This is a genomic window from Kitasatospora sp. GAS204B (assembly GCF_029892155.1).
Classification (GTDB): Bacteria; Actinomycetota; Actinomycetes; order Streptomycetales; family Streptomycetaceae; genus Kitasatospora.
The window spans coordinates 145463-166058 of sequence record NZ_JARZAG010000016.1; the positions used below are offsets into that span (position 1 = coordinate 145463).

The following is a 20596-nucleotide window of genomic DNA, read 5'->3' on the forward strand; positions in this document are numbered from 1 at the left end:
CGTTCGTGGTGCCGGGCGGCAGCCGCTGGCCGGCCCTGCTCAGCAGGGTGCGGCGGTGATCGTCAACAGCGTCGACGGGCCTTCCAGCCGGGCCGGTCGCCAGGCGCGCGGCCGGGGCCGGCGCTGCGGATCCGTGTCGCGGATCAGCAGCCCGTCGCCGGCCCCGCCCAGCTCGGGCTGCAGGTGGCTCCCGACACGGTGCGGCAAGGTGGAGCGGAGGATCTCCCAGCGCTCCCCGTCGACCTGGTCCGCGTGCACTCGGCCGATCGAGACCTCGCAGTCCAGCAGCGCGGCCGCCGCGGCCCGGTCGGCGCAGCCGAGGACCTGCTCGCGCAGCGGGACCAGGGGTGCGGGCAGCGGCCCGGAGCGGTCCCTGGCGTAGCCGAACCAGGAGCCCGCGCGGACCAGCAGGCCCGTGCTGCCCTCCGCCGGATCCTCCAGCAGGACGGCCGCCGTGCCGCCGCGCTCGACGGGTTCCCAGTGCTCCAGGTAGTCCTCGTGCACGCCCTCCTCGACGAGCACGCCGTCCTGCCACCGCAGGGTGCCCGCGTCGGGCAGCGCGGCCGGCGGGTGCAGGTCGATCCGGCGGAGCCAGCCGAACGCCCCGTCGTCCGCACTCAGAGTGCCGGCGAACGCCTTCTGCTCGCACAGCGCCAGCAGGAGCGGGCGGTCCAGCTCGCTCGGGTGCGCGTCGCCGACCAGGTCCGGCAGGCCGGGCGGCTGGCGCAGGTCCGCGAAGATCGAGGGGCCCTGGATCCAGACGGCGTCGGTGACCCGATCCGTCGAGCCGTCCGCTTCGCGCGCGAGCGTGCGCCGCCAGACGCCGGGCAGATCCGCGAGGACAGGGTGGGACGGGGACATCCGTACTCCCGGAGGCTGTGAGGAGGTTGACCGGGCGTCAGGGACGGCGGGCCAGGTGGACCACATCCGGCACGCCGCGGCTGACCGCGATCTCCAGAGTATGGACGTCGGTGAACCCGGCCGTGCGCAGGGCGGCTTCGAAGGCCGGTGAGGGCTGTGCGCTCCAGACCGCGAGGATGCCACCGGGGTTCAGCCGAGCCCGGGCGTCGGCCAGGCCGTGCGGGCCGTAGAGGCCGGAGTTGGCCTCGGTGACCGTCCAGTCGGGGCCGTTGTCGATGTCGAGGCAGAGCGCGTCGTAGCGGTCCGAGGTGCCGGCGAGGTACTCGACCAGGTCGGTCTGCAGGATCGCCACCCGCGGATCGGCCAGCGCGCGCGCCGAGATGGCGCCGAGCGGCCCGGCCCGGTGCCAGTCGATGATCGCCGCCTCCCGCTCGGCCACCACGATCCGCCCCCAGCGCGGTTCGGCCGCCGCGTGCGCGAGCGAGAAGCCCACGCCCAGGCCGCCGATCAGCACGGCGGGGCGGGCCGCGGTCAGCCGCTCCAACGCGGCGTCGATCAGCAGGCGTTCGGAGCGGCCGTCCGCGGTGTCCATCAGGAAGCAGCCGTTGGCGATGATCTCGTGGTCCACGCCCCGCCGGCGCAGCACCACCTCACCGTACGGGCCCTCGCGGCGGTCGAGCACGACGGCCTCGGCCGCCTGGTCCCTGGTGGGCGGTTCGGACATCTCTGGTTCCCTCGGTCCTGCTGGTGGCTGCTTGGACGATTATGCCGTCGTGCGCGGAAGGCGGCAGTCCAATTTCCCGCGATTGGCCCCGGACGGGTGCGCCCGGCCTCGGTAGCGTCAGGACGCAGTCGATCGGTCGGGGCGCGACGGAGGTTCCTGTGCATCCACAACTCAAGGCGGACCTGGAGCAGTTGCCGCAGCTGCTGGAGGAGACGCGGCAGCATGCCGTGGCCTACCTGGACGGGCTGGCCGAGCGGCCGGTGCTGCCTGCGCAGCGGGTGCCCGGGCCGCTGCCGCTCGCCGGGTCGGGGGTCGGACTGCGGGCGGCGCTGGAGCAGTTCGCGCAGCGCTGGGAGGGGAGCCTGTCGGCCGGCGCGGGGCCGCGCTACCTGGGCTTCGTCACCGGTGGGGCCACGCCGGCCGCGCTGGCCGGGGACTGGTTGACCGCGACCTTCGACCAGAACTCCAATTCCTCGCTGGATCCGGCCGGGCAGCGGCTGGAGCGCGAGACCGTCGGGTGGCTGCGGGAGTTCTTCGGGCTCTGCGCCGAGCACCACGGAGCCTTCGTCAGCGGGGCCACCATGGCGAACACGGTCGGCCTGGCGATCGCCCGCGAGTGGCTGGGGGAACGGCTCGGGGTGAGCGTGGCGCAGGACGGGGTGGGCGCGCTCGGACGGGTGCGGGTGCTGTCGGGCAGCGCGCATTCCAGCGTCGGCAAGGGGCTGGCGATGCTGGGCCTGGGCCGTGGCGCGCTGCTTCCGGTGGCCACGTTGCCGGGCCGGGAGGCCGTCGATCTCGCCGCGCTGGAGCGGGAGTTGGGGCGGCAGCCGGGACCGTGCGTGGTGGTGGCCAACGCCGGGACGGTCAACACGGTCGATTTCGACGAGTTGCGGGCGATCGCCGCGCTGCGTGCGCGGTACGACTTCTGGCTGCATGTGGACGCCGCCTTCGGGGCCTTCGCCGCGCTCTCCCCGGACCACGCGCACCTGGTGGACGGCCTCGACCTGGCCGACTCGGTCTGCGTCGACCTGCACAAGTGGCTGAACGTGCCGTACGACAGCGCGGTGCAGTTCACCCGCCGCCCCGACCTGCAGGCGCGGGTGTTCCGCAACACCGCCGCCTACCTCGGCCCTGTCGGCGAGCACCCCGATCTGGTGCACCTCACCCCGGAGAACTCACATCGGCTGCGCGCGCTCGCCGCCTGGTTCACGCTGCGCGCCTACGGGCGGGCGGGGCACCGGGAGATCGTCGAGCGGTGCGTGGCGGGCGCGCGGGCGCTGGGGGAGGCGGTGGCGGACATCGAGGGACTGCGGCTGCTGGCACCGGTGCGGCTGAACGTCGTCTGCTTCACGCTCGCCGCGGACCCCACCGCCGAGCGGCTGGCCGAACTGGCCCAGGCGGTGGCGGCGGAGGTGTTCCTGACGCCCACGGTCCATCAGGGGGTGCCCGCGCTGCGGGCGGCGTTCAGCAACTGGCGGACGACCGAGGCCGACGTCCGCCGGGTGATCGACGCGCTGGCCCGGGCGGTGCCGAAGTCGGCGGAGCGGACCGGGCCGGTGGCCGACGGCTCGTCCTGACCCGCACCGGCCGGCCAGACGCGGACGGCGCCCACCGTGCCGATCAGTGCGAGCGCGCCGAGTGCCAGATCGGCGGCGAGCAGGCCCGACCGCGCGCCCAGCCAGCCGGCCAGCGGGTAGGTGAGCAGCCAGCAGCTGTGCGAGAGGGAGAACTGGGCGGCGAACGCGTCGGCCCGCTGCTCCGGTGTGGTGCAGCGGCGGATCAGCCGCCCGGCCGGTGCGTTGATCACCGCGCCGGCCGCGCCCAGCGCGGCCCAGCCGGCCAGCAGCAGCGGCCACTGCCAGGCACCCCGTCCGGTGGCGCTGAGCAGGGCGAGCGGTCCGCACAGCAGCCCGGTGATGGCCCAGCCGGCGGGCAGCATCACGGTGCGCTCCCGGGCCCGGTCCAGTGCCCGGGGCAGCAGCAGGGCGGCCGTCATCGAGCCCGCGCCGTAGGCGCCGAGCGCGAACGGGACGTCGGCGGCGGCGCGGTGCAGGTGGTCGCGGACGTAGACGATGGTGTTGACGAAGACCAGCGCCCCGCCGGCCGCCACCGTCAGGTTGAGCGCGAGCAGGGCCCGCAGCCGCGGGGTGCCCCAGAACAGCCGGGCGCCGTGGCCGGCCCGGGCCAGCGGGCCCCCTTCGACCGGCGCCCGCAGCGGCTTGGGCAGCGCGACCGAGACGACCAGCGAGGCCGAGGCGAGGAAGCCGGCCGTGGTGCCGAGGAAGAGCTGGTGGTAGCTGACCACGGTGATCAGGCCCGCCGCGAGGGCGGGGCTGAAGAGGCTCTCCAGGTCGTAGGCGAGGCTGGAGAGCGACAGCGCGCGGGTGTAGTCGCGCTCGGCGGGCAGCACTTCGGGGATGACCGACTGGAAGGCCGGAGTGAAGGCGGCTGAGGCGGCCTGCAGCAGGAAGATCAGCAGATAGACCTGCCAGACCTGGTCGACGAACGGCAGCAGCACGGCCACCGCGGCCCGGATCAGGTCGGCACCGACCAGTAGCAGCCGCCGGGGCAGCTGGTGGGCGTAGGCGCTGATCAGCGGCGCGAGGCCGACGAACGCGACCATCTTGATCGCCAGTGCCGTCCCCAGTACCGAGCCGGCGTTCGCGCCCGCGATGTCGTACGCGAGCAGGCTGAGCGCGACCGTCGCGAGGCCGGTCCCGACCAGGGCGATGACCTGGGCGGCGAAGAGGTGGCGATAGGTGCGGTGGCGGAGCACGGACAGCATGGCGTCCCTCGCGGGCCGACGACACGGTGACCCGAGCATCATAACCAACATGTCAGCACCTGTGCACATGTTGGCGGATCGGGATCGCGGTTGCCTGCGGAGGTCGTGGTCGGGCTCAGTCGTGCGCGGGCAGCGAGCCGATCTCGTGGTCGGCGACGTTCAACGCCTCGTCCACCAGGCGGCGCAGGTGCCCGTGCCGCAGCGCGTAGACGACCCGGCGGCCGTCCTTGCGGGTGGTCACCAGGCCGGCCAGTCGCAGCTTGGCGAGGTGCTGGCTGACCGAGGTGCGCGCCGCGTTGCAGGCCTCGGTGAGCGTGGTGACGTCGGCCTCGCCCTCGCCGAGACGGTGCAGCAGCGAGAGGCGGGTGCGGTCGGCGAGCAGTGCGAGGATCCCGGCGGCGATCTCCAGCCGCTCCTCGGTGACCGGCTGCTGCGTGTGGTTCGCACCTGGGATCTGCATGCCGTTGCTCATGGGGTCATCGTAGGTGGGGCGGCCCTGCCTACGATGACCCGATGACCCCATGACGCCTCAGCGGTAGGCCGACTCCCCGGTGATCGCCTCGCCCAGCACCAGCGTGTGGATCTCGCTGGTCCCCTCGTAAGTCAGCACCGACTCCAGGTTGTTGGCGTGCCGCAGCACCGGGTAGTCCGTGGTGATCCCGTTCGCGCCCAGCACCGTCCGGGCACTGCGCGCGATCTCCAGCGCGGTGCGCACGTTGTTGAGCTTGCCGAAGCTCACCTGCGCCGCCTTCGCCCGGCCCTCCTCCTTCAGCCGCCCGATCCGCCAGGCGACCAGGTAGGCCTTCTCCAGTTCCAGCGCCATCTCCACCAGCTTCTCCTGGGTGAGCTGGAAGGCCGCGATCGGGCGGCCGAACTGCACCCGGCTCTTCGCGTAGTCGAGCGCGCTCTGGTAGCAGTCCCGGGCCGCGCCCACCGTGCCCCAGAGGATCCCGTACCGGGCCTCGTTGAGGCAGGAGAGCGGTCCGCGCAGCCCGCTGACCCCGGGCAGCACCGCACTGCCCGGCAGCAGCACCTCGTCGAAGCTCAGCCCGCTGGTCACCGAGGCCCGCAGCGAGAGCTTGCCGTGCACGTCGGTGGCGGTGAAACCGGGCGTGTCGGTGGGCACCACGAACCCGCGCACCCCGTCCTCGGTCTGCGCCCAGACCACGGCGACGTCCGCCACGCTCCCGTTGGTGATCCACATCTTGCTGCCGCTGAGCACCCAGTCCGCGCCCTTGCGCCGTGCGGTGGTCCGCATCCCGGCCGGGTCGGAGCCGAAGTCCGGTTCGGTCAGGGCGAAGCAGCCGATGGCCCGGCCGGCCGCCAGCTCCGGCAGCCAGCGCTGCTTCTGCTCCTCGGAGCCGAAGGCGTGGATCGCCCGCATCGCCAGCGAGCCCTGCACCGAGACGAAGCTGCGCAGCCCCGAGTCGGCCGCCTCCACCTCCAGGCACGCCACCCCGTAGGCCACCGCGCCGGCCCCGGCGCAGCCGTAGCCGTCCAGGTGCATGCCGAGCAGGCCCAGCTTGCCCAGTTCGGGCGCCAGCTCGCGGGCCGGGAAGTGGCCGCGCTCGAACCAGTCGGCGATGTTCGGCCGGATCAGGTCGTCGGTGAACCGGCGGACGGTGTCCCGGATCAACCGCTCCTCGTCGGTGAGCAGGTCGCCCACGGCGAGCAGGTCGATCGGGTCGGGGCCACCCGGGCGGGCGGTGCTGGCGGACATGCGGCGCTCCTGAGGGTCTGTGGGGTTGAGGTCCTGTACAGGACCTAGGTTGCGCGGTGCCGCACCATCCGTATCAGGCTTTACGCTGGCCGGAAAGCAGTCGCCGGTCGGTCACAGGGAAGACGGTGGTGGGCAGTGACGGATCCCACGACGCACACGACGCAGGTGCCGGGCGCGGGCGTTGACGTCCCGCGCGCCGACGCCGGGGCCGATTCGACCGACGGCCGGGTCCAGAAGGGCAACGAGACCCGGCGGCTGGTGCTCGCCCGGGCCGTCTCGATCGCCTCGGTCGAGGGCCTGGGCGGGCTCTCGCTCGGGCGGCTGGCGACCGAGCTGTCGCTGAGCAAGAGCGGGGTGTTCGCGCTCTTCGGCTCCAAGGAGGAGCTGCAACTGGCGACCGTGCGGGCCGCCCAGCGGATCTACCGGGACACCGTGATCGAGCCGGTGCACCGCCGGTCGGCGGGGGTCGGGCAGCTGTGGGAACTGGCGGAGCGCTGGCTGGAGTACTCGCGCGGCCGGGTCTTCGCGGGCGGCTGCTTCTTCTACGCGGTGGGTGCCGAGTTCGACGCGCAGCCGGGTCGGGTGCGCGACGTGCTCGCCGAGGGCAGCCGGCGCTGGCACCGCATCGTCCTCGACCTCTTCGAAGCCGCCCGGGCGGCCGGGCAGTTGCACCCGGACGCGGACCTGGAGCAGCTCGCCTTCGAGCTGGTCAGCTTCCTGGAGTACGCCAACGCGATGTCGCTGCTGCACGAGGACGAGGTGCCGTACGCGCGGGCCAGGCGCGCGGTGCTGCTGCTGCTCCGCTCGGAGGCGGTGGACGAGTCGCTGCTGCCGTCGGCCTGAACCGCCCGACCGGAGCCGATCCGGCAGCGATTTGTCATTCCTCCAAAACTGACCGAACGATCGTGCTAGCTTCAGACATGCAGCCCGCATCCGGCCCTCAGCTGACGGAGGCACCGCGCATGACGACCCCGACCACCCTCGCCCCGGCCCACGCCCGCGCGCTCGCCCTCGCCGCGCCCGTGGTGGCCGCCATCCGCCCCGAACACCTGGACCTGCCCACCCCGTGCGGCGACTGGGCGCTGCGCCGGCTGCTGGCGCATGTGATCGGCCAGCAGTACGGCTTCGCGGCGGCCGCCCGCGGCCAGGGCGCCGATCCCGCGGTCTGGGCCGACCGGCCGCTGGTCGCCGGCCCGGGCGCGGCCGGCGCTGCCCTTGCCGCCTTCGCCGACTCCGCGAGCGAGTTGGCCGAGGCCTTCGCCGCGGCCGAGGCCACCGGTGCGACGGTCGAGCTGCCGGAGATCCTGCCGGGCCACGCCTTCCCGGCCACCCAGGCGATCGGCTTCCACCTGCTGGACACCCTGGTGCACGCCTGGGACCTGGCGGTCACCATCGGCCTGCCCTTCGAGCTCGGGCCGGACCTGGCCGCGCTGCTGCTGAACATCGCCGAACTGGTCCCGAACGACCCCGCCGCCCGCGCCGTCGGTCTTCGTGCCGTGCTTGCGCTGCAGAGCGGCCAGGAACTTCGCCTTCACGTCATCCGCTCCGGCCTCCTGCCCGTCGCCCTCCTCGGCGCCCGGTGCGGCGTTCGCGGGCACCTCGGGGCTCTGCTCGCTCTCCATGGCTGCTGCGTCGCTGCTGCTCATACGGACCTCCTGGATGGAACCGGTGCCTGGTCGTGCTGCCTGCCACTGTCCCATGCCCGGGGACCGACGTGCCGTCAGTTCCCACGGGCCTCGGGAGCCGCCGGACGGCCCGTCGCGGCGTGCCGCGGACCGCGCTGATCGCGCCAGTTCGGCCCGCCGATGAAGTACAGCAGTGCCATCGTTGGGAATGCGAAGCTGGCCACCGTCACCACGAGCGCCTGCCACCACATCTCGACTCCACCTCTACTCTGGGCGATATGTCTGAGATGTGACGCTATGTGAAAGTCAAAGTCGCTGCCACCGCACCCCGTACGAGCGAAGCCCCCTGCCGAGGGCTGTCGCTACGGCCGCTCGGCCGCGCACACTGACGGCATGCAGGTGCAACTGGCCGGTCAGCCGGCGCAGCCGGGGCGGGAGAACGAGGACTTCGCCGCGGCCACCCCCGAGGCCCTGGTGCTGCTCGACGGATCGAGCTCACCGGAGGGCATGGAGTCCGGCTGCCGCCACGGCACCGCCTGGTACGCCCGCCGGCTGGGCGTGCACCTGCTGGCGCGGCTGACCGACCGGTCGGACCGGAGCATCACCGAGTGCCTGGCCGACGCGATCGTCGAGACGGCCGCGCTGCACGGCGGCCGCTGCGACCTGGCCCACCCGGGCACCCCGGCCGCCATGGTGGTCGCGGCCCGGCTGCACGGCCCCTCGCTGGAGTACCTGGTGCTCGGCGACTCGCTGCTGGTCCTGGAACCGAAGAGCGGCCCGCCCCGGGTGATCGGCGACAACCAGCCCTTCCCGGCCGGCGAGAGCCTGCGCCGCTCGCTGGTCGAGGCCGAGCACGGCAGCGCCGAGCGCGCCGCGCTGCACCTGCGCTACGCGCTCGCGGTGCGCGCCGTGCGCAACACCGGGCGCGGCCCGTGGATCGCCGCCGCCAGCCCGAAGGCCGTCGCACATGCCGAGACCGGCTTCGTCCGGCTCGACTCGCTGCGCGCGCTGGCCGCGGTCACCGACGGCGCCGCCCGTTACGCCGAGCGGTTCGCGCTGGGCGACTGGAGCGAGGCGCTGCGCCTGCTGGCCGACGCCGGTCCGGCGGCGCTGATCGACCGGGTCCGCGAGGTCGAGGCGGCGGACCCGCGCTGCGAGCGGCTGCCGCGCGGCAAGGCCCAGGACGACGCCAGCGCGCTCTACGCGATCATCTGAGGCCCCGCCCGCAGGCAGCCCCTGGTCGGCGGCTCACCAGGGGATCCGGGCCCGGTCGCGGAAGAACCCGCCGCTCGGGCCGCCGTCCGGCAGGGTGGCGGCCCAGACCACGCCCGCCGCGCCGTCGGCGACCGGGCGGCCGCCGCTGCCGCCCATGTCGGTGGCGACCCAGCCGGGGCAGACCGCGTTGACCAGGATGCCGTCCTGGCGCAGGTCGGCGGCCAGCATCAGGGTCAGACCGTTCAGCGCGAGCTTGGTGATCGAGTACGCCGGGGTGCTCGGGCCGAGGCTGGCGAGCGCGCCGCCCCCGCTGGAGACGTTGACGATCCGCCCGTGCCGCGAGGCCCGCAGCAGCGGCAGCAGCGCCTGGGCCAGCTGCCACGGTCCGTACAGGTTGGTCTCGGCGGTCTCCCGCACCTGAGCCAGATCGGCGGTCGAGACCCGCTGCCAAGTGTCGTAGTTGATCCCCGCGTTGTTCACCAGCGCGTCCAGCCGCCCGTACCGCGCGGCGAGATGCTCGGCCAGCGCCTCGGCGCCCGTCACGCTGGTGACGTCCAGCTCGTAGGCCTCGACCTCGCCGCCCAGTCGCCGGGCGGCGGCCTCGCCCTTGCCGGCGTCCCGCGAGGTCAGCACCACCCGGTGCCCCAGGGCGGCGAGTTGGCGGCAGGTCTCCAGCCCGATCCCACGATTGCCGCCGGTCACCACGGCCACAGGTGCGTCGCTCATGGCTTCAGCCTGGATCAGCGACGGCCCGCTGTCCAGCGTGATCTGACGTTGTGTCAGCGGCTGTTCGCGGCCGGCCACCGCCGCAGCACCAGGTCCAGCGCGTCGATGGCCCGCTCCCAGGAGGTCTGCACCGGACGGGCGTGCCCGAAGCCGCCGGCCGCCTCCAGGGTGACGTAGCCGTGCAGGGTGGCGCGCAGCATTCGGCCGGCGTCGATCAGCTCCGGGTCGGCCAGGTCATAGGCGCGCAGCATCGCGTAGGTGATCTCGATCGAGCGCTGGGCGGTGGGGGAGGCGGCCAGCAGGGCCTGGTCCATCGGCAGCTGGCTGGCCGCGTACCGGCCCGGATGGGCCAGCGCGTACTCCCGGTAGGCCTGGGCGAAGGCGGCCAGCGCCTCCTTGCCGGACCGCCCGGCCACCGCCAGCGCGATCCGGTCGGTCAGCTCGCCGCCGGCCAGCAGGGTGAGCCGGGTGCGCAGGTCCCGGACGTTCCTGACGTGCGAGTAGAGGCTGGCGTCCCTGACCCCGAAGCCGCGCGCCAGTGCGGACAGGGTGACGCCGTCCAGACCGACCCGGTCGGCGAGTTCCGCCGCCGCCAGCACCACGCGCTCGGCCGTCAGTCCGGCTCGGGGCATCCACTGTCTCCTATGGTCATTAACCAGTTGCCTAGGAAGTATAGGCAACATAGCGTCGTCCTCATGAAGGCACTGACCGAGCAGGATATTCGCACGTCATTCGTCAACTGCTCCAAGGGCGAGGCGAAGCGCCTGGCAGTCCCGCGCGATCTGGACGAACGCCCCTGGGACGACCTGGACTTCCTGGGCTGGCGCGATCCGGGTGCCCCCGACCGCGCCTACCTGGTGCTGCCCCGGGCGGACGGGCCGACCGGCGTCACGCTGCGCTACTCGGCCCAGCAGCGCGGCTTCCTGCGCCGCAGCATGTGCAGCCTCTGCCTGACCACCCACCCGGGCAGCGGCGTCTCGCTGATGTCCGCCCGCAAGGCCGGTCAGGGCGGCCGCGACGGCAACTCGGTCGGTGCCTACATGTGCACCGACCTGGCCTGCTCGCTCTACGTGCGCGGCAAGCAACTGCCCGAGCCTGGCGCGCGCTTCGAGGAGTCGCTGAGCCAGGCCGAGCAGATCGAGAGGATGGTGGCGAACCTGGAGGCGTTCGTGGCGAAGCTCTTCGCCTGAACGACTTCTTGCTCGGCGGGTCAGCCGATCCGGGCCAGCCGCGGCAGCAGGTGCTCGGCGATCTGCTGCGCGAACTCGACCGGGTCCTGGCCCGCTTCGGGCACCACCTGCAACTCGGTGACGCCCAGCTTCGCCAACTGCTCGGCCTCGCTCAGGAAGGTGTCCAGATCGCCGAGCACCGGGCTGCGGCTGCACATCACCGTCTTCTCGATCGCCGCGTAGTCGCGCTGCTCGGTGTCGCAGTGCGCCCGCAGCACCTCCAGCTTGTGCGCGACGTCCGCGACGCCGGTGCCGAACAGGTTGCACGCGTCGGCGTACTTGGCCACCAGCCGCAGCGTCTTCTTCTCGCCGCTGCCCCCGATCATGATCGGCGGCCGCGGGCTGCGCAGCGGCTGCGGCACGCAGAGCGTCTCGGCCAGCTGGTAGTGCCGACCCTCGTACGGCCCGTTCTCCTCGCTCCACATCTGCAGGCAGATCTGCAGCGTCTCCTCCAGCCGCTCGAACCGCTCGCTCACCGGCACCACCGGCACCCCGAGCGCCCGCTGCTCCCGCTCGTACCAGGAGGCGCCGAGCCCCAACTGCGCACGGCCGCCGGACAGCACGTCGAGCGTGCTGACGATCTTCGCCAGCAGCCCCGGGTACCGGTACATCACACCGGTGACCATCAGACCGAGCTGCATCCGCTCGGTCACCGCCGCCACGTAGCCGAGCGTGGTGTACCCCTCCAGCATCGGCTCCTCGGCGGTGGAGTGCGGGGTCTCCATCTGGAAGTAGTGATCCATCACGGTGAACCGGTCGACCCCCGCCTGCTCGGCGATCCGCGCCGTACGCGCGAGCGTCGAGGCGATCTTGGCGGGGTCCTCGGGCGTCGAGTACTTCCAGTAGTGCAGGCCGAGCTTCATGGCGGATACCCCCACAGGGCGGAGTGAACGGGCAGCAGGCCGACGCTACCGCGTCTGGAGCCGAATCTGTTCGGCTGACACGAACGGCTGGTAGCCGGAAGCGCCACCGAGCCACGATCGCATCAAACAGGCCGCAGCAGTACGGCGATTGGATCTGCTTCCCAAAACCGGCTCATGGTTCCCCCAAGAAACCGGAAAGGGCGGCAGCTGGTCAATATAGCTGCCGCTCAGTCAAGTTGACCGACAATCAGTCGATCGGATGCCCGAACTTCCCCGACTGGAAGTCCTCCATCGCCTGCTGCAGCTCGAGGTGACTGTTCATCACGAACGGGCCGTAGTGGGCGACCGGCTCCCGGATCGGCTCGCCGCCCAGGAGGACGACCTCGAAGTTGGCGCTGCGGGAGTCCTGGGTGTCGTCCGCGCGGATGGTGAGGGAGTCGCCCTCGCCGAAGACGACGGCCTGTCCCATGTGGAACGGGCGCCGTTCCTGGCCCGCCGAGCCGCTGCCGGCGAGGCCGTAGGCCAGGCCGTTGAAGTCGGGCCGCCACGGCAGCGTGACCTCGGCGCCGGGGTTCACGGACACGTGGATCATGGTGATGGGCGTGTGCGTGGCGCCGGGGCCCTGGTGGCCACCGATGTCACCGGCTATGAGTCGGACGAGCGCGCCGCCGTCCGGCGAGGCGAGCAGCTTCACGTTGCCGCCCCGGATGTCCTGGTACTTCGGCGCGATCATCTTGTCCGCGGCCGGCAGGTTCACCCACAGCTGCAAGCCGTGGAAGAGGCCGCCGGACATCACCAGCGACTCCGGCGGGGTCTCGATGTGCAGCAGGCCGGAGCCGGCCGTCATCCACTGGGTGTCGCCGTCGGTGATGACGCCACCGCCGCCGTGCGAGTCCTGGTGCACGAAGGTGCCGTCGATGATGTAGGTGACCGTCTCGAAGCCGCGGTGCGGATGCCAAGGGGTCCCCTTCGGCTCACCGGCCGCGTAGTCCACCTCGCCCATCTGGTCCATCATGATGAACGGGTCCAGGTACTTCTGGTTGATCTTGGCGAAGGCGCGGCGGACGGGGAAGCCCTCGCCTTCGAAGCCACTGAGGGCGGTCGACACCGCCAGCACGGGACGCGGCTGGGCGCCTTCGGTGGGGACCGCGATACGCGGCAGAACGAGCGGGTTCTCGACGGTCACGGCGGGCATGTCGGCCTCCTTCTCGGGGGTGCTTGGCCTGCAACCCAGAGATTAGTTCAATGCTCAACAAGAAGCAAGTTGAATCTTCAACCATGACGTCAAGAAGTTGCCCCCGCCGTGGACGACGAGGGCAGCTGGGGCGCGCGAGGGGGCTGGGTCAGCCGTACATCCGGCGCATCGTGAAGTCGACCATCTGCTCCACGGCCTTGGCGTCGAACACCATCCGGTGGTCGCCCTCCATGTCCAGCGCGAAGCCGTAGCCGGTCGGCAGCAGGTCCAGCACCTCGGCGCCGGAGACGGTGAAGTACTTGGACTCCTTGCCCGCGTACCGGCGCAGCTCCTTGACCGAGCTGAACATCGGGATCACCGGCGTCGGCGTGTTGTGCAGCGCCAGGAAGCCGGGGCGGTCGCCGCGCGGGCAGTGCACCTTGGAGGTGATGAAGATCGCCTGGAAGTCCTCCACCGGCATCGAGCCGGTGGTGAAGGCGCGCACCGCGTCCGCGAGCGAGGGCGGCGAGGGCTCGGGGTAGAGCGACTGTCCGGCGGCCTGTTGCTGCTCGCCGTATGCTGCCCCGGCGCCGGTCGGCGTGCCGTAGGCCTGCTGCCCGTACATGCCGCCCATGCCGGGCTGCCCCGCCTGCTGGTAGGGGTTGCCCGGGTAGCCGCCGTTCGCGCTCTGCTCGTAGCCGTACACACGGACAGGCTAGCGAACCGCGCCCGCCGCGCGGGGCGGGCGAACCGGACAAGGTGCGCTGGGATGGTCCTGTCGGGATCCCACGGATGCGGGACCCGATGGACGGCGTCCGCGACGTGACTACGTTCACGCCGGTTTCACCGTGAAAGGCTTGAAGAAGTTACTAACCGGTAGCATCATGATGTCTACTGGCGGGTAGGGGCGTCCCAGTATGAAGGCGTCCGAGCAGCAATGGGCACACCCGGAAGCGACGAACCGGAGAAACGGTCATGGGTCACTACAAGTCCAACCTGCGGGACGTGGAGTTCAACCTCTTCGAGGTGCTCGGCCGCGACCAGGTGTACGGCACCGGGCCGTTCGCCGACATGGACGTCGACACCGCGAAGAGCATCCTCAGCGAGATCTCGCGCCTGGCCGAGAACGAGCTGGCCGCCTCCTTCATCGACACCGACCGCAACCCGCCGGTCTTCGACCCGGAGACCAACACCGCGCCGATCCCGGAGACCTTCAAGAAGAGCTACAACGCGTACATGGACGCGGAGTGGTGGCGCCTGGGCATCCCGGCCGAGATCGGTGGCCAGGTCACCCCGTCCTCGCTGATCTGGGCCTACGCCGAGCAGATCCTGGGCTCCAACCCGGCCATCTGGATGTACTCCTCCGGTCCGGCCTTCGCGGGCGTCGTCTTCGACGAGGGCACCGAGGAGCAGCAGAAGGTCGCCAAGCTGATGACCGAGCGGCTCTGGGGCGCCACCATGGTGCTCACCGAGCCCGACGCGGGCTCCGACGTGGGCGCCGGCCGCACCAAGGCGATCAAGCAGGAGGACGGCTCCTGGCACATCGAGGGTGTGAAGCGCTTCATCACCTCGGGCGAGCACGACATGTCCGAGAACATCATCCACCTGGTGCTGGCCCGCCCCGAGGGCGGCAAGCCGGGCACCAAGGGCCTGGGCCTCTACATCGTCCCCAAGTTCGACTTCGACTGGGAGACCGGCGAGCTGGGCGAGCGCAACGGCGCCTACGCCACCAACGTCGAGCACAAGATGGGCCTGAAGGCCTCCAACACCTGCGAGATGACCTTCGGCGCCAAGCACCCGGCCAAGGGTTGGCTGGTCGGCGAGACCGTCGACGGCATCCGCCAGATGTTCAAGATCATCGAGTTCGCCCGGATGATGGTCGGCACGAAGGCCATCGCCACCCTCTCCACCGGCTACCTGAACGCGCTGGAGTACGCCAAGGAGCGCGTGCAGGGCGCCGACATCGCCAACTTCATGGACAAGAACGCCCCGCGCGTCACCATCACGCACCACCCCGACGTGCGCCGCTCGCTGCTCACCCAGAAGGCCTACGCCGAGGGCATGCGCGCGCTGGTCCTCTACACCGCCTCGGTGCAGGACGACATGATGGCCGCCCGCCTGCGCGGCGAGAAGGACGAGGCCGCCGAGCGCCTCAACGACCTGCTGCTGCCGATCGTCAAGGGCTACGGCTCGGAGAAGTCCTACGAGCAGCTCGCGCAGTCGCTGCAGACCTTCGGCGGCTCCGGCTTCCTGCAGGAGTACCCGATCGAGCAGTACATCCGGGACGCCAAGATCGACACCCTCTACGAGGGCACCACCGCGATCCAGGGCCTGGACTTCTTCTTCCGCAAGATCGTCAAGGACGGCGGCCAGGCGCTCACCGCGGTCTCCGAGCAGATCCAGAAGTTCCTCGGCGCGGGCGAGGGCGGCGACGCCCTGGCCGGCGAGCGCGAGCTGCTCGGCAAGGCCGCCGGCGACCTGGAGGCCATCGTCGGCAAGCTGCTCGCCGACCTCTCCGCGGTCGAGCACGATGTGAAGAACATGCACAAGGTGGGTCTCAACACGACCCGTCTGCTGCTGGTCTCCGGCGACGTGGTGGTCGGCTGGCTGCTGCTGCGCCAGGCCGCCGTCGCGCTGGCCAAGATCGAGGCCGGCGCCACCGGCAAGGAGCTCGCCTTCTACCAGGGCAAGGTGGCCGGCGCCCAGTTCTTCGCCCGCACCATCCTGCCGACCGTCAGCGCCCAGCGGCTGATCGCCGAGAGCGTCGACCTGGACGTCATGGAGCTGGCCGAGGACGCGTTCTGAGCCGACGGCTCCTGAAGACCGCCTGACCAACCCTCAGCACTGTGGGGCCCGCGCGAAAGCGCGGGCCCCACAGTGCTTCTGAGGGCCCCGCGCGGGGGCCGGGTGCCCGGTGTGTGCCCGGTGGCGGTGCGCAATACCTACTCTTGACCGTCCTGACGATGTACGGGCATATGCTCGGGTGGGAGGCCCCTTTCCCCACCGGCTCCCCGCAACCCCTCGACCCAGGAGCAGCATGTCGACCGCCGACCGCCCGGTCTACTTCGACCGGACCCACACCGACGACCTGATCGCGTATCTGGCCGCCGCCCCGTCCCCGTTCCACGCCGTGGCCGGTGCGGTCGAGCGCCTGGAGAAGGCGGGCTTCCGGCAGGTCGCCGAGACCGACATGTGGGAGGGCACGGCCGGCGGGAAGTACGTCGTGCGGGGCGGTGCGCTGATCGCCTGGTTCGTTCCCGAGGCAGCGGTCCCGGCCACGCCGTTCCGGGTGGTGGGCACCCACACCGACTCGCCCAACCTGCGGGTCAAGCCCGTGCCGGACACCGGCTCGGTCGGCTGGCGCCAGGTGGCGGTGGAGATCTACGGCGGGGTGCCGCTGAACACCTGGCTCGACCGGGATCTGGGGCTCTCCGGCCGGCTGGTGCTGCGCGACGGGTCGACCCGGCTGGTGCAACTGGACGAGCCGCTGCTGCGCGTCCCGCAGCTGTCGATCCACCTCGACCGCGGCGTCAACGACGGGCTGAAGCTGGACAAGCAGCGGCATCTGACTCCCATCTGGGGTCTGGGTCAGGTGGACGAGGGGAGCCTGATCTCCTACGTCGCCGAGCGTGCCGGACTGGACGCGAACCAGGTGGCGGGCTGGGATCTGATGACCCATGACGTCCAGCCGCCCGCCTACCTGGGCCGCGACCGCGAGTTGCTGGCCGGGCCGCGGCTGGACAACCTGCTCTCGGTGCACGCGGCGACCGCCGCGCTGGTCGCCACCGCCACCGGGAGCGGCGCCGGCAGCCTGCCGTACATCCCGGTGCTGGCCGCCTTCGACCACGAGGAGACCGGCAGCGAGTCGGACACCGGCGCGCAGGGCCCGCTGCTCGGCAACGTGCTGGAGCGCAGCGTCCACGCGCGCGGCGGCAGCGTCGAGGACCGGGCCCGGGCGATGGCCGGCACCGTCTGTCTCTCCTCGGACATGGCGCACGCCGTCCACCCCAACTACAGCGAGCGGCACGAGCCGGGGCACCAGCCGATGCCCAACGGCGGGCCGATCCTCAAGGTCAACGTCAACAACCGGTACGCCACCAGCGGCGTGGGCCGGGCGATCTTCGCTCAGGCCTGCGAGCGCGCGGGCGTGCCGTGGCAGGTCTTCGTCTCCAACAACGCGATGCCCTGCGGGACCACGATCGGCCCGATCACCGCGGCCCGGCTCGGCATCACCACGGTGGACTGCGGGATCGCCGCGCTGTCCATGCACTCGGCGCGCGAGCTGTGCGGCGCCGAGGACCCGTACCTGCTGGCCTCGGCGCTGAAGGCCTTCATGGAGGGCTGACCTCCCAGCGGCCTGACGCCTGGTCAGGGGGCGGCTTCCGCCACCCCCTGACCATCCGTCACTCCATCCCCGCCAGCACCAGCGGCAGCCGGGTCGCGCCGCCCGCCACCAGCTTCACCGGCACCCCCCAGTCCTGCTGGTGCACGTGGCAGGCCGGGTACTCGATCGCCGGGTCGTCGTCGCAGGACGCCGCCATCGCCGAGACGTGCAGCACGCCCTCGGTCACCTCGGGGGAGAGCACCAGCTCGCGGGAGAGCGCGGTGTCCGGGCCCGCGCCGGAGACCAGCAGCTCGGGCGGGGTGGCGCTGACCAGCAGCCGGGTCGAGGGACCGTAGCGCAGGTCCAGCTTCTGGCCGCTCGGCGCGGTGAAGACCACGTCCAGGCGTAGCGTGCCCGGGGCCACCTCGGTCGCGGCGCGCTGGGTGCGGTGCGCGACCGCCTCGACCCGCACCGCCTCCTCGGGCAGTCGCAGCCGGGTCAGCCGGTGCCGGGCCGACTCCACCACCACGATGTCCCCGTCCACCAGCACCGCCCCTGAGGGCTCGCGCAGGTCGGTGGCCAGCGTGCTGACCTCGCCGGTGGCCCCCTCCTCGGTCGGCGGCGTGTAACGGCGCAGCGCGTGGTTGTAGGTGTCGGCGATCGCCACCGAGCCGTCCGGCAGCACGGTGACGCCCAACGGGTGCTGGAGCAGCGCCTGTTCGGCGGCGCCGTCGCGGTGGCCGAAGTCGAAGAGACCGGTGCCGACGGCGGTGTGCACGGACCGTGTTTCACGTGAAACCCATCGCAGTGCCGAGGTCTCGCTGTCCGCCACCCAGAGCTTCTCGCCGTCCGCCGAGACCGCCAGGCCCGAGGGCTGGGCGAACCAGGCGTCGGCCGCCGGACCGTCGACCAGGCCCTCGTTGGTGGTGCCGGCCGCGACGCCGACCGTGCCGGCCACCGGGTCGTAGGCCCAGAGCTGGTGCACCCCGGCCATCGCGATCCACACCCGGCCGTCGAAGAAGGCGACGTCCCAGGGCGAGGAGAGGTCCACCTCGCGGGCCGGGCCCTCGGTCGCCGAGCCCTGCCACCACTGCTTGCCGGTGCCGGCCAGCGTGGTCACCGTGCCGTCCGCCAGCCGCACGCCGCGCAGCGCGTGGTTGACCGTGTCGGCCACCACCACGTCGTACCCGAGCTCCAGCCCGGCCGGCACCAGCGCCAGACCCTGCGGCTCGCTGAACCGCGGCTCGGCCCCGTCGACCAGCCCGCGCTCGCCGTCGCCGATCCGCCGCACCACCGTCTCGCCGTCCTCGGCCAGCTCGACCAGCGCGTGGTGCCCCGAGTCGGCCACCAGGAAGTGGCCGTCCGCCAGCCGCACGGCCTTGCCCGGGAACTTCAGCGCCCCCGCCACCGGCTCCGGCGCCACGTACGGGCCGTCCCCGCGCCGCAGCGTCCCCTTCGCCTCGTGCTCGGCCTCCAACTCCTCGATCAGCCGCTCGATCGCGTGCGCATGCCCCTCACCCGCGTGCTGCGCGACCACGTACCCCTCGGGGTCGATCACCACCAGCGTCGGCCAGGCCCGCACCGCGTACTGCTTCCAGGTGGCCAGCGCCGGGTCGTCCAGCACCGGGTGCTCCACCTCGTACCGCGCCACGGCGTCCACCACCGCCTGGTGCTCGGCCTCGTGCACGAACTTGGGCGAGTGCACCCCGACGATCACCACCGTGTCGCGGTGCCGCTCCTCCAACTCGCGCAGCTCGTCCAGGACGTGCAGGCAGTTGATGCAGCAGAAGGTCCAGAAATCCAGGACGACGATCTTGCCTCGCAGGTCGGCAAGGGTCAGATCCTTGCCGCCGGTGTTGAGCCAACCACCGGCGCCGACGAGTTCAGGGGCGCGGACACGTGCACGAGAAGCCATGTCCTCATCCAACCGCACCGACGTACCACGGCATTCCGCCGGCCTCGGGGCGCGCTGACCCGTCGGCTACAGGGCGAGGTGCAGGCGCAGCGCGGCGTCGAGTCGGGCGAGCAGCGCCGGCGAGAGTGAACCGAGCCGGTGCAGCAGGCGCTCGACCGAGACGGCGCGGACCTGTTCGGCCTGCGCCTTGGAATCGTGGTCGAGCCCGCAGGAGGCGGCGTCGAGCAGGACCTGGAAGGGGAAGACCCGGTCTGTGCTGGAGGTAATCGGCACAACCGTCAGTACGCCGCGGCCGTGCCTGCCGGCGGACCGGTTGGCGGAGTCGTTCGAGACGATGACGGCGGGCCGGGCCTTGTTCGCCTCGCTCCCGCGCACCGGGTCGAAGTCGATCAGGTAGATGTCACCGCGCAGCATCGGAGAGGCCGTCCTCCATGGTGTCTTCCCACGGGGAGGTGGACTCGTCCCGTCCCCACTCCTGCCATGCCTGCTGGTAGTCGTCCTCCAACTGGGCGGCGCGGAGCAGTTCGATCGCGGCGTGTATCACGGCGGAGCGCGAGTCACTGGAGGTCTTGGCCCCGTACTCGTCAAGGAAGGCGACATCCGCCTCGGGCAGGCTGACGCTGATCTTCATGCCGATATTCTACTTGCGGTCCTACCTGCACTGCTACTCATGGCCGTCAGTGGTAGCACTATCGAGCGCTGGCGGTAGCACCGCTGCCCGGGGCCGGTCGGTCCGGACCATGCTCACGCGACCGCGAGGCCCCAGGTGGCCAAGGCGCCCAGGCCGGCGGCGGCGCCCGGTGCGTAGAGTCCCACGGCGAAGTCGAGCACAACGCGGGCGACTCGGTAGGCGCGACCGGGTGTTTCCAGGCCCAGCAGCACTGCCGCCGATCTGGAGACGCGGACGTTCGGCTCGACTGGCTGCTCGTGGCCGACCAGCGAGGCGACCGAGGCAATGACTCCGGGGTCGTCCGTCAGGAGGAAGATGCCCGAGCGGTCGGTGAGCCAGAGCTGGTCGATCCCTCCGTTCCTGCCGGGCATGCGCACCCGGCGGATGCGCGTCAGTTCGGCGAGATCCACGGTCCGGGGGCCCAGCAGGGTCCGAGCGCTGGCCAGCAGGGAATCCGGACCGTGTTGCGCGACGGTCCAGGTGTCATGCAGCGCCGGCAGGAGCACGGCCGCCACGAGGGTGGTGCACAGACCCACCAGGGGCGCGCCGGTGCCGATCGCGCCGAAGCGTTCCAGCAGGGCGGGAAGGCAGATGCCCGTAGCCGTGGCCAGCGCCAGCATCGCGTGCCCGGTGCGGATCCGTCGTCGACCGACCCGGGCGGGAACGCCGTCCGGCCCCGCCTTGGCGAGCAGCGACACCACTCGCCGGTCCGGCTCGACCGTGCGGCGTCCTGGCTGTGGGCGTCGGCGCCGCTGGGCCCTGCTC

Annotated in this window: 20 protein-coding genes and 1 pseudogene; 7 read left to right on the forward strand and 14 right to left on the reverse strand. The window is 71.9% G+C overall.

Annotated elements, in window-relative coordinates:
- Positions 1-39: 39 nt before the first annotated feature.
- Both P3T41_RS22330 and P3T41_RS22335 read right to left on the reverse strand, forming a co-directional pair.
- Complete coding sequence (locus P3T41_RS22330; RefSeq protein ID WP_280691767.1) at positions 40-861, reverse strand: hypothetical protein; 822 nt, start codon at positions 859-861, stop codon at positions 40-42.
- A 37-nt stretch (positions 862-898) separates the two neighbouring features.
- Positions 899-1585: a spermidine synthase gene (locus P3T41_RS22335; protein ID WP_280691768.1), complete on the reverse strand. Its 687-nt coding sequence runs from the start codon at positions 1583-1585 to the stop codon at positions 899-901.
- A gap of 158 nt (positions 1586-1743) precedes the next feature.
- On the opposite strand from P3T41_RS22335, the gene P3T41_RS22340 reads away from it, so the two are divergent.
- Entirely contained in the window at positions 1744-3162 is a 1419-nt protein-coding gene (locus P3T41_RS22340; RefSeq protein WP_348533681.1) for a pyridoxal-dependent decarboxylase, read from the forward strand.
- Positions 3163-3170: 8 nt separating this feature from the next.
- Here P3T41_RS22340 and P3T41_RS22345 read toward each other — a convergent pair.
- From P3T41_RS22345 to P3T41_RS22355, 3 genes and pseudogenes are all read right to left on the reverse strand, one after another.
- A pseudogene (locus P3T41_RS22345) lies at positions 3171-4370 on the reverse strand (MFS transporter); the annotation flags it as partial.
- 115 nt (positions 4371-4485) lie between these two features.
- Positions 4486-4842: a metalloregulator ArsR/SmtB family transcription factor gene (locus P3T41_RS22350; RefSeq protein WP_280691770.1), complete on the reverse strand. Its 357-nt coding sequence runs from the start codon at positions 4840-4842 to the stop codon at positions 4486-4488.
- Between the two features lie 57 nt (positions 4843-4899).
- Positions 4900-6090 (reverse strand): acyl-CoA dehydrogenase family protein, encoded by a 1191-nt coding sequence (locus P3T41_RS22355; protein WP_280691771.1) that lies wholly within the window; start codon positions 6088-6090, stop codon positions 4900-4902.
- A gap of 165 nt (positions 6091-6255) precedes the next feature.
- Between P3T41_RS22355 and P3T41_RS22360 the strand changes: the two genes are divergently transcribed.
- The 3 genes from P3T41_RS22360 to P3T41_RS22370 all read left to right on the forward strand — a co-directional run bounded on the left by P3T41_RS22360 (position 6256) and on the right by P3T41_RS22370 (position 8930).
- A complete protein-coding gene (locus P3T41_RS22360) occupies positions 6256-6933 on the forward strand; it encodes a TetR/AcrR family transcriptional regulator (RefSeq protein ID WP_280691804.1) in 678 nt (225 codons plus the stop codon).
- Between the two features lie 119 nt (positions 6934-7052).
- Positions 7053-7874, forward strand: coding sequence for a TIGR03086 family metal-binding protein (locus P3T41_RS22365; protein ID WP_280691772.1), 822 nt, complete (start codon positions 7053-7055; stop codon positions 7872-7874).
- Positions 7875-8108: 234 nt separating this feature from the next.
- Positions 8109-8930 carry a protein phosphatase 2C domain-containing protein gene (locus tag P3T41_RS22370; protein ID WP_280691773.1) on the forward strand — a complete coding sequence of 274 codons (822 nt, stop codon included), beginning with the start codon at positions 8109-8111 and terminating at the stop codon, positions 8928-8930.
- A gap of 33 nt (positions 8931-8963) precedes the next feature.
- On the opposite strand, the gene P3T41_RS22375 is transcribed toward P3T41_RS22370, so the two are convergent.
- Both P3T41_RS22375 and P3T41_RS22380 read right to left on the reverse strand, forming a co-directional pair.
- Positions 8964-9656, reverse strand: a complete 693-nt coding sequence (locus P3T41_RS22375) for an SDR family NAD(P)-dependent oxidoreductase (RefSeq protein ID WP_280691774.1) — start codon at positions 9654-9656, stop codon at positions 8964-8966.
- Between the two features lie 53 nt (positions 9657-9709).
- Positions 9710-10288 carry a TetR/AcrR family transcriptional regulator gene (locus tag P3T41_RS22380; protein ID WP_280691775.1) on the reverse strand — a complete coding sequence of 193 codons (579 nt, stop codon included), beginning with the start codon at positions 10286-10288 and terminating at the stop codon, positions 9710-9712.
- A gap of 63 nt (positions 10289-10351) precedes the next feature.
- Here P3T41_RS22380 and P3T41_RS22385 point away from each other — a divergent pair, with 63 nt between their 5' ends.
- Entirely contained in the window at positions 10352-10846 is a 495-nt protein-coding gene (locus P3T41_RS22385) for an FBP domain-containing protein (RefSeq protein WP_280691776.1), read from the forward strand.
- A gap of 20 nt (positions 10847-10866) precedes the next feature.
- Here P3T41_RS22385 and P3T41_RS22390 read toward each other — a convergent pair whose 3' ends face one another.
- The 3 genes from P3T41_RS22390 to P3T41_RS22400 form a co-directional block, all read right to left on the reverse strand.
- Positions 10867-11748, reverse strand: a complete 882-nt coding sequence (locus P3T41_RS22390) for an LLM class F420-dependent oxidoreductase (RefSeq protein WP_280691805.1) — start codon at positions 11746-11748, stop codon at positions 10867-10869.
- A 247-nt stretch (positions 11749-11995) separates the two neighbouring features.
- Positions 11996-12943: a pirin family protein gene (locus P3T41_RS22395; RefSeq protein WP_280691777.1), complete on the reverse strand. Its 948-nt coding sequence runs from the start codon at positions 12941-12943 to the stop codon at positions 11996-11998.
- 148 nt (positions 12944-13091) lie between these two features.
- Positions 13092-13628: an SseB family protein gene (locus P3T41_RS22400; RefSeq protein WP_280691778.1), complete on the reverse strand. Its 537-nt coding sequence runs from the start codon at positions 13626-13628 to the stop codon at positions 13092-13094.
- Between the two features lie 269 nt (positions 13629-13897).
- On the opposite strand from P3T41_RS22400, the gene P3T41_RS22405 reads away from it, so the two are divergent.
- Together P3T41_RS22405 and P3T41_RS22410 are read left to right on the forward strand one after the other, a co-directional pair.
- The gene (locus P3T41_RS22405) at positions 13898-15727 is read left to right on the forward strand and encodes an acyl-CoA dehydrogenase (protein ID WP_280691779.1); all 1830 of its coding nucleotides are present in this window, start codon (positions 13898-13900) and stop codon (positions 15725-15727) included.
- A gap of 232 nt (positions 15728-15959) precedes the next feature.
- Positions 15960-17267 carry a M18 family aminopeptidase gene (locus P3T41_RS22410; RefSeq protein ID WP_280691780.1) on the forward strand — a complete coding sequence of 436 codons (1308 nt, stop codon included), beginning with the start codon at positions 15960-15962 and terminating at the stop codon, positions 17265-17267.
- 58 nt (positions 17268-17325) lie between these two features.
- Here P3T41_RS22410 and P3T41_RS22415 read toward each other — a convergent pair whose 3' ends face one another.
- The 4 genes from P3T41_RS22415 to P3T41_RS22430 all read right to left on the reverse strand — a co-directional run bounded on the left by P3T41_RS22415 (position 17326) and on the right by P3T41_RS22430 (position 20529).
- A complete protein-coding gene (locus P3T41_RS22415) occupies positions 17326-19161 on the reverse strand; it encodes an NHL domain-containing thioredoxin family protein (RefSeq protein WP_280691781.1) in 1836 nt (611 codons plus the stop codon).
- Between the two features lie 66 nt (positions 19162-19227).
- On the reverse strand, positions 19228-19575 hold the full coding sequence (locus tag P3T41_RS22420) for a type II toxin-antitoxin system PemK/MazF family toxin (protein WP_280691782.1): 348 nt from the start codon (positions 19573-19575) through the stop codon (positions 19228-19230).
- Positions 19562-19792 carry an antitoxin gene (locus P3T41_RS22425; protein WP_280691783.1) on the reverse strand — a complete coding sequence of 77 codons (231 nt, stop codon included), beginning with the start codon at positions 19790-19792 and terminating at the stop codon, positions 19562-19564. The genes P3T41_RS22420 and P3T41_RS22425 overlap by 14 nt, the downstream gene beginning before the upstream one ends.
- Before the next feature lie 113 nt (positions 19793-19905).
- On the reverse strand, positions 19906-20529 hold the full coding sequence (locus P3T41_RS22430; RefSeq protein ID WP_280691784.1) for a hypothetical protein: 624 nt from the start codon (positions 20527-20529) through the stop codon (positions 19906-19908).
- Positions 20530-20596 lie beyond the last annotated feature (67 nt).

What these genes read in the sequence shown, in the direction of transcription:
- P3T41_RS22330 (WP_280691767.1), bottom strand. Translation starts at nt 861, where the DNA reads ATGTCCCCGTCCCACCCTGTCCTCGCGGATCTGCCCGGCGTCTGGCGG.
- P3T41_RS22335 (WP_280691768.1), bottom strand. Translation starts at nt 1,585, where the DNA reads ATGTCCGAACCGCCCACCAGGGACCAGGCGGCCGAGGCCGTCGTGCTC.
- P3T41_RS22350 (WP_280691770.1), bottom strand. Translation starts at nt 4,842, where the DNA reads ATGAGCAACGGCATGCAGATCCCAGGTGCGAACCACACGCAGCAGCCG.
- P3T41_RS22355 (WP_280691771.1), bottom strand. Translation starts at nt 6,090, where the DNA reads ATGTCCGCCAGCACCGCCCGCCCGGGTGGCCCCGACCCGATCGACCTG.
- P3T41_RS22365 (WP_280691772.1), top strand. Translation starts at nt 7,053, where the DNA reads ATGACGACCCCGACCACCCTCGCCCCGGCCCACGCCCGCGCGCTCGCC.
- P3T41_RS22370 (WP_280691773.1), top strand. Translation starts at nt 8,109, where the DNA reads ATGCAGGTGCAACTGGCCGGTCAGCCGGCGCAGCCGGGGCGGGAGAAC.
- P3T41_RS22375 (WP_280691774.1), bottom strand. Translation starts at nt 9,656, where the DNA reads ATGAGCGACGCACCTGTGGCCGTGGTGACCGGCGGCAATCGTGGGATC.
- P3T41_RS22380 (WP_280691775.1), bottom strand. Translation starts at nt 10,288, where the DNA reads ATGCCCCGAGCCGGACTGACGGCCGAGCGCGTGGTGCTGGCGGCGGCG.
- P3T41_RS22385 (WP_280691776.1), top strand. Translation starts at nt 10,352, where the DNA reads ATGAAGGCACTGACCGAGCAGGATATTCGCACGTCATTCGTCAACTGC.
- P3T41_RS22390 (WP_280691805.1), bottom strand. Translation starts at nt 11,748, where the DNA reads ATGAAGCTCGGCCTGCACTACTGGAAGTACTCGACGCCCGAGGACCCC.
- P3T41_RS22395 (WP_280691777.1), bottom strand. Translation starts at nt 12,943, where the DNA reads ATGCCCGCCGTGACCGTCGAGAACCCGCTCGTTCTGCCGCGTATCGCG.
- P3T41_RS22405 (WP_280691779.1), top strand. Translation starts at nt 13,898, where the DNA reads ATGGGTCACTACAAGTCCAACCTGCGGGACGTGGAGTTCAACCTCTTC.
- P3T41_RS22410 (WP_280691780.1), top strand. Translation starts at nt 15,960, where the DNA reads ATGTCGACCGCCGACCGCCCGGTCTACTTCGACCGGACCCACACCGAC.
- P3T41_RS22415 (WP_280691781.1), bottom strand. Translation starts at nt 19,161, where the DNA reads ATGGCTTCTCGTGCACGTGTCCGCGCCCCTGAACTCGTCGGCGCCGGT.
- P3T41_RS22420 (WP_280691782.1), bottom strand. Translation starts at nt 19,575, where the DNA reads ATGCTGCGCGGTGACATCTACCTGATCGACTTCGACCCGGTGCGCGGG.
- P3T41_RS22425 (WP_280691783.1), bottom strand. Translation starts at nt 19,792, where the DNA reads ATGAAGATCAGCGTCAGCCTGCCCGAGGCGGATGTCGCCTTCCTTGAC.